This window comes from Streptomyces sp. NRRL B-24572 (genome assembly GCF_002156145.1).
Classification (GTDB): Bacteria; Actinomycetota; Actinomycetes; order Streptomycetales; family Streptomycetaceae; genus Streptomyces; species Streptomyces vietnamensis.
In genome coordinates, this window is the sequence record NZ_MWIG01000821.1 from 1 (window position 1) to 4593 (window position 4593).

General features: G+C 76.0%; 2 protein-coding genes and 1 pseudogene. 2 read left to right on the top strand and 1 reads right to left on the bottom strand.

Going from position 1 to position 4593, the window contains the following annotated elements; genetic code table 11:
* Both CCN56_RS36615 and CCN56_RS36620 read left to right on the top strand, forming a co-directional pair.
* On the top strand, positions 1-2649 hold a 2649-nt coding region (locus CCN56_RS36615; RefSeq protein WP_107484281.1), incomplete at its 5' end, for a DEAD/DEAH box helicase.
* Positions 2646-4037, top strand: coding sequence for an SWF or SNF family helicase (locus CCN56_RS36620; RefSeq protein ID WP_086832050.1), 1392 nt, complete (start codon positions 2646-2648; stop codon positions 4035-4037). The genes CCN56_RS36615 and CCN56_RS36620, both read left to right, overlap by 4 nt.
* Here the strand turns inward: CCN56_RS36620 and CCN56_RS43990 are convergent.
* Positions 4018-4593, bottom strand: a pseudogene (locus CCN56_RS43990) (hypothetical protein); the annotation flags it as partial. The gene CCN56_RS36620 and the pseudogene CCN56_RS43990 overlap by 20 nt on opposite strands.

Genomic DNA, 4593 nt, shown 5'->3' on the forward strand with positions numbered 1-4593 from the left:
GAGCGGCCCGGCGACCACGACGCGTGGCGCGCCGGGCCGCTCGGCCCCGGGGAGCTGGCCCAACTCCGTACGCTCGCCGCGTCGATGCCGCCCGCCGCGCACGCCGTACCCCTGCCCGTCGCCGGCCCCGGGGACGGCGCCGTACCTCTGTCCGGCGCCGTACCAGAGGCTGGTGACGAGCCACTGCTGTTGCCCGAGCCCGAGGCACTGCTCCGGGCCTTCGCCGACGCGGTGGCCGACACGCTGCCCCGTACCCCGGCGGCTCCGCTCGCGGCCGGCGGGCCCGCCTTCGCGGCCGACGCACCGCAGAGCGTGCCCGAACAGCGGGCCTGGGCCGCCGATGTGGCGGCGGTGCACGACGCGGGCGTCCGGCTCTCGCTCCGGCTCGAACTGCCCGGCTTCAGCGCGGAGGCTCAGGAGGCGCCCGGCTTCCGGGCGGTGCTCCAGCTGCACGGGGCCGCCGACCCGACCCTGGTCGCGGACGCGGCGGAGGTGTGGGCGGGCTCCGGCCGGGCCGGGGCCGCGTTCGGCCCGCGGGCCCGGATGGACGCCCTCCTCGCCCTGCGGCGCGCCGCCCGCGCCTGGCCGCCGCTGTCCCCGCTCCTGTCGGCGGCCGTACCCGACACCGTCGAACTCGCCGACGAGGAGGTCGCGGAGCTGCTGGGACCGGCGGCCGAGGCCCTCACGGCGTCGGGCGTCCAGGTCCACTGGCCGCGCGAACTGGCCGACCGGCTCACCGCGCGCGCGGTGATCGGGCCGGCGGAAACCGGAGCGGGAACCGCTGCCGGGGTCTCCGGACTCCGTGAGGGCGTCGGACTCGGCGCCGACGCCCTCACAGGCGCTTCGGACCCCGCCGACGCCGCCCGCGCCTCCGCGCTGCCCTCCTTCCTCGCCGCGGACTCCCTGCTCGCCTTCAACTGGCGCTTCGCCGTCGGCGACCACGAGCTCACCCGCGCCGAGCTCGACCGGCTCGCCGAAGCCGGACGCCCCCTCGTACGGCTGCGCGACCGCTGGGTCCTCGTCGATCCGGCCGAGGTGCGCCGTGCCCGTACCCACCAGGACCGCAAGGTCACGCCGGTGGACGCCCTCTCGGCCGTGCTCACCGGCACGACCGAGGTGGACGGGCAGCCCGTCGAGGTGGCGGCGACGGGCTGGCTGGAGCGGCTGCGGGAGCGCCTCGGCGAACCCGAGGGCGAACGGCCGGAGATCGCACAACCCCCGGCGCTCGCCGCGACCCTGCGCGACTACCAGCTGCGCGGACTCGACTGGCTCCACCGGATGACCTCGCTCGGCCTCGGCGGCTGCCTCGCCGACGACATGGGCCTCGGCAAGACGATCACCGTCATCGCCCTGCATCTGCACCGGCAGGCCGACCCGGCGTCCGCCGGACCCACCCTCGTCGTCTGCCCGACCTCGCTCATGGGCAACTGGCAGCGGGAGATCGAGAAGTTCGCGCCCGGCACACCGGTGCGCCGCTTCCACGGCGCGGCCCGTGATCTGGAGGAGCTCGCCGACGGGGGCTTCGTGCTCACCACGTACGACACGATGCGGCTCGACGCCGAGCGGCTGGCCGCGCGGAACTGGGGGCTGGTCGTCGCGGACGAGGCACAGCACGTCAAGAACCCGTACTCGGCGACGGCCCGACAGCTGCGGACGATCGGGGCACGCGCGCGCGTGGCGCTGTCCGGCACACCGGTGGAGAACAACCTCTCCGAGCTGTGGGCGATCCTCGACTGGACTACCCCGGGCCTGCTCGGCGGCCTGGGCGCCTTCCGGACCCGGTTCGCCGCGGCCGTCGAGGGCGGGCGGGACCCGGCCGCCGCCGCGCGGCTCGCCGCGCTCGTGCGCCCCTTCCTGCTGCGCCGGCGCAAGTCCGATCCCGGTATCGCCCCCGAGCTGCCGCCGAAGACCGAGACCGACCGGACCGTCTCCCTGACGCCCGAACAGACCGGTCTGTACGAGGCGGTGGTACGGGAGACCCTTGCGGCGATCGCGGAGGCGGACGGCATGGAGCGCCGGGGCCTCGTCGTGAAGCTCCTGACGGGCCTCAAGCAGATCTGCAACCACCCCGCCCAGTACCTCAAGGAGGAGCGGCCGAGGATCGAGGGCCGCTCGGGCAAGCTGGAGCTGCTCGACGAACTGCTCGACACGATCCTCGCCGAGGGCGCGTGCACCCTGGTCTTCACCCAGTACGTGGGGATGGCCCGGCTCCTGGAGGCGCATCTCGCGGCGCGGGGCGTACGGACGCAGTTCCTGCACGGCGGCACGCCGGTCGCCGAGCGCGAGGCGATGGTCGCCCGCTTCCAGAGCGGGGACGTCCCGGTCTTCCTGCTCTCCCTGAAGGCCGCGGGGACGGGACTCAACCTGACCCGTGCCGAACACGTCGTGCACTACGACCGCTGGTGGAACCCGGCCGTGGAGGCACAGGCCACCGACCGGGCGTACCGGATCGGCCAGGACCGGCCGGTGCAGGTCCACCGGCTGATCGCCGAGGGCACGATCGAGGACCGGATCGCCGCGATGCTCGACCGCAAGCGGGAGTTGGCGGCCACCGTCCTCGGGACCGGCGGCGACGCCCCGCCGGAACTGACCGAACTGACCGATGCCGAACTGGCGGAGCTGGTGCGACTGCGAGGGGACGGACGATGAGCGGGTACGGACAGGGGCGCGGCCACGGGCACGGGGACGGTGACGAGGAGCGGACGTTCGAGGCGCTGCCGCCGGCGCAGGGCGGCGCGTTCACCCGCACCTGGTGGGGACGGGCGTGGCTGAAGGCCTTGGAGGACAGCGCGCTCGACGGGCAACAGCTCAAGGCGGGGCGTCGGCACGCGCGTGCGGGGGCGGTGGGCGCCGTCTCGGTGCGGCCCGGCCGGATCACGGCGATGGTCAAGGACCGCGACGGGACGACGTACCGCGGCGACGTGCTGGTGCGGGAGTTCTCCGAGGAGCAGTGGGAGCGGCTCCTCGACCTCGCCGTGGACAGCGCGGGGCACATCGCGGCGCTCCTCGACCGCGAGATGCCCCCGCACCTGGTGGAGGACGCGGCGGCGGCCGGGCTCGACCTGCTGCCGGGCATCGGTGATCTGGAGGCGGAGTGCGACTGCGAGGCCTGGGACCACTGTCCGCACACGGCGGCGCTCTGCTACCAGGTCGCCCGCCTCCTCGACGAGGATCCGTTCGTCCTCCTCCTGATGCGGGGACGCGGCGAGCGCACCCTCCTGGAGCAGCTGCAGGCGCGCAGTGCCTCACGGGCTTCGGTTCCCGGGCAGGAGGCGCCGAGCCGGCACGAAGGGGGCGGCGGGATGCCCGGCGTGTCGGCCGAGGAGGTGTTCGCGGCGGGGTTCCTCGTGCCGCCGCTGCCCGCCCCTCCGGTCGTCCCGGCCGCACCGGGCCGGTCGCCGTCCCTGGACACCGACACGCCGCCGGAGCCGGGGGTCGACCCGGCCGCGCTCGAGTTCCTCGCGGCGGACGCGGCGACGCGCGCACAGCGGCTGCTCGGCGCGGTTCTGGGGGCCGGCGGCGTACACGAAGCCATGACGGTTCCGGCCGAGGCACGCCTGACCGAGGCGGGTCTGATCGAAGCGGGGCTGACCGAGGCAGGTCTGACGGCCGCTCAGGATGCGGTCCGGCTCGCGGCGAACGGCCCCGTTCCCTGGATCGCGGCGCGGCTCGCCTCCGGTTCGGGCCGGTCACGGGCGGAGCTGGATCCGGCCACGCGCGCGTGGCGGTTCGGGGGCGCCGCCGCCCTCGCCGTACTGGACGAGGAGTGGGCGCCTGACGCCGAGGCGCTGGACCGGGCCGGTGTCCGGCTCGCCGAGGCCTGGGCGGACGACGAGCGGCCGGTGCTGCGGCGTGCGGGCGGCGCGCGGTGGACGGTCGTGGGCGCGGAGGCGCAGCTGCGGCTCGGCGAGGACGGGCGCTGGTGGCCGTACCTGAAGGCCGGGGCCCGCTGGTCCCCGGCCGGCCCGCCGGACCGTGACCCGGCGGCGGCCCTGGCGACGGCGTTCGCCGCCGGTGCTACTGGAGCGGGTGACTGAGCGTGCCGCTGGTGGTGGCCAGGCTGCAGGCGACGGTGTCCGCGCCGAGGAGGTGACTCGTCCGGTACGGGTACTGGACGAAGGTCGTCCAGCGTGTGCCGAACGGCTGCAGGGCGGCCTTGCGGCGGAGCGGTTCGCGGCAGAGCAGGGTGGCCGCCTCGCGTACCGCCTGGTCGGTGGCGAAGGTGCCGATCAGGCGGGGCCGGGCGACGAGTTCGGCGTGGTGCGGCGTGTCGCAGCCCCGTCGGAGGACGGTGCCCGGCGCGTCGCGGTCGATGTCGAAGCAGTCGCCGACGCTCAGTGCCTCGAAGGACACGGGCCGCTCGCGGAGCGAGTCGCCCGTCGGGGGCCCGGAGGGGGTGGCACCGGTCGCGGGAGCGGTGTGCGCGGGGGCGGTGCTCCCGGACCGGAACGGCGTCGGAGCCGTACCGCCCCGCGGGTTCCCTGCGGACGCCGTACCGGTCGGCGTGCCGCCCGTGGTCGAGGGGCGCGTGGGCGTTCCCGCGTTCGGCGTGTCGGCCGGCCCCGCCCCGGTCGTCGGAGCGGGGGCGGCCGA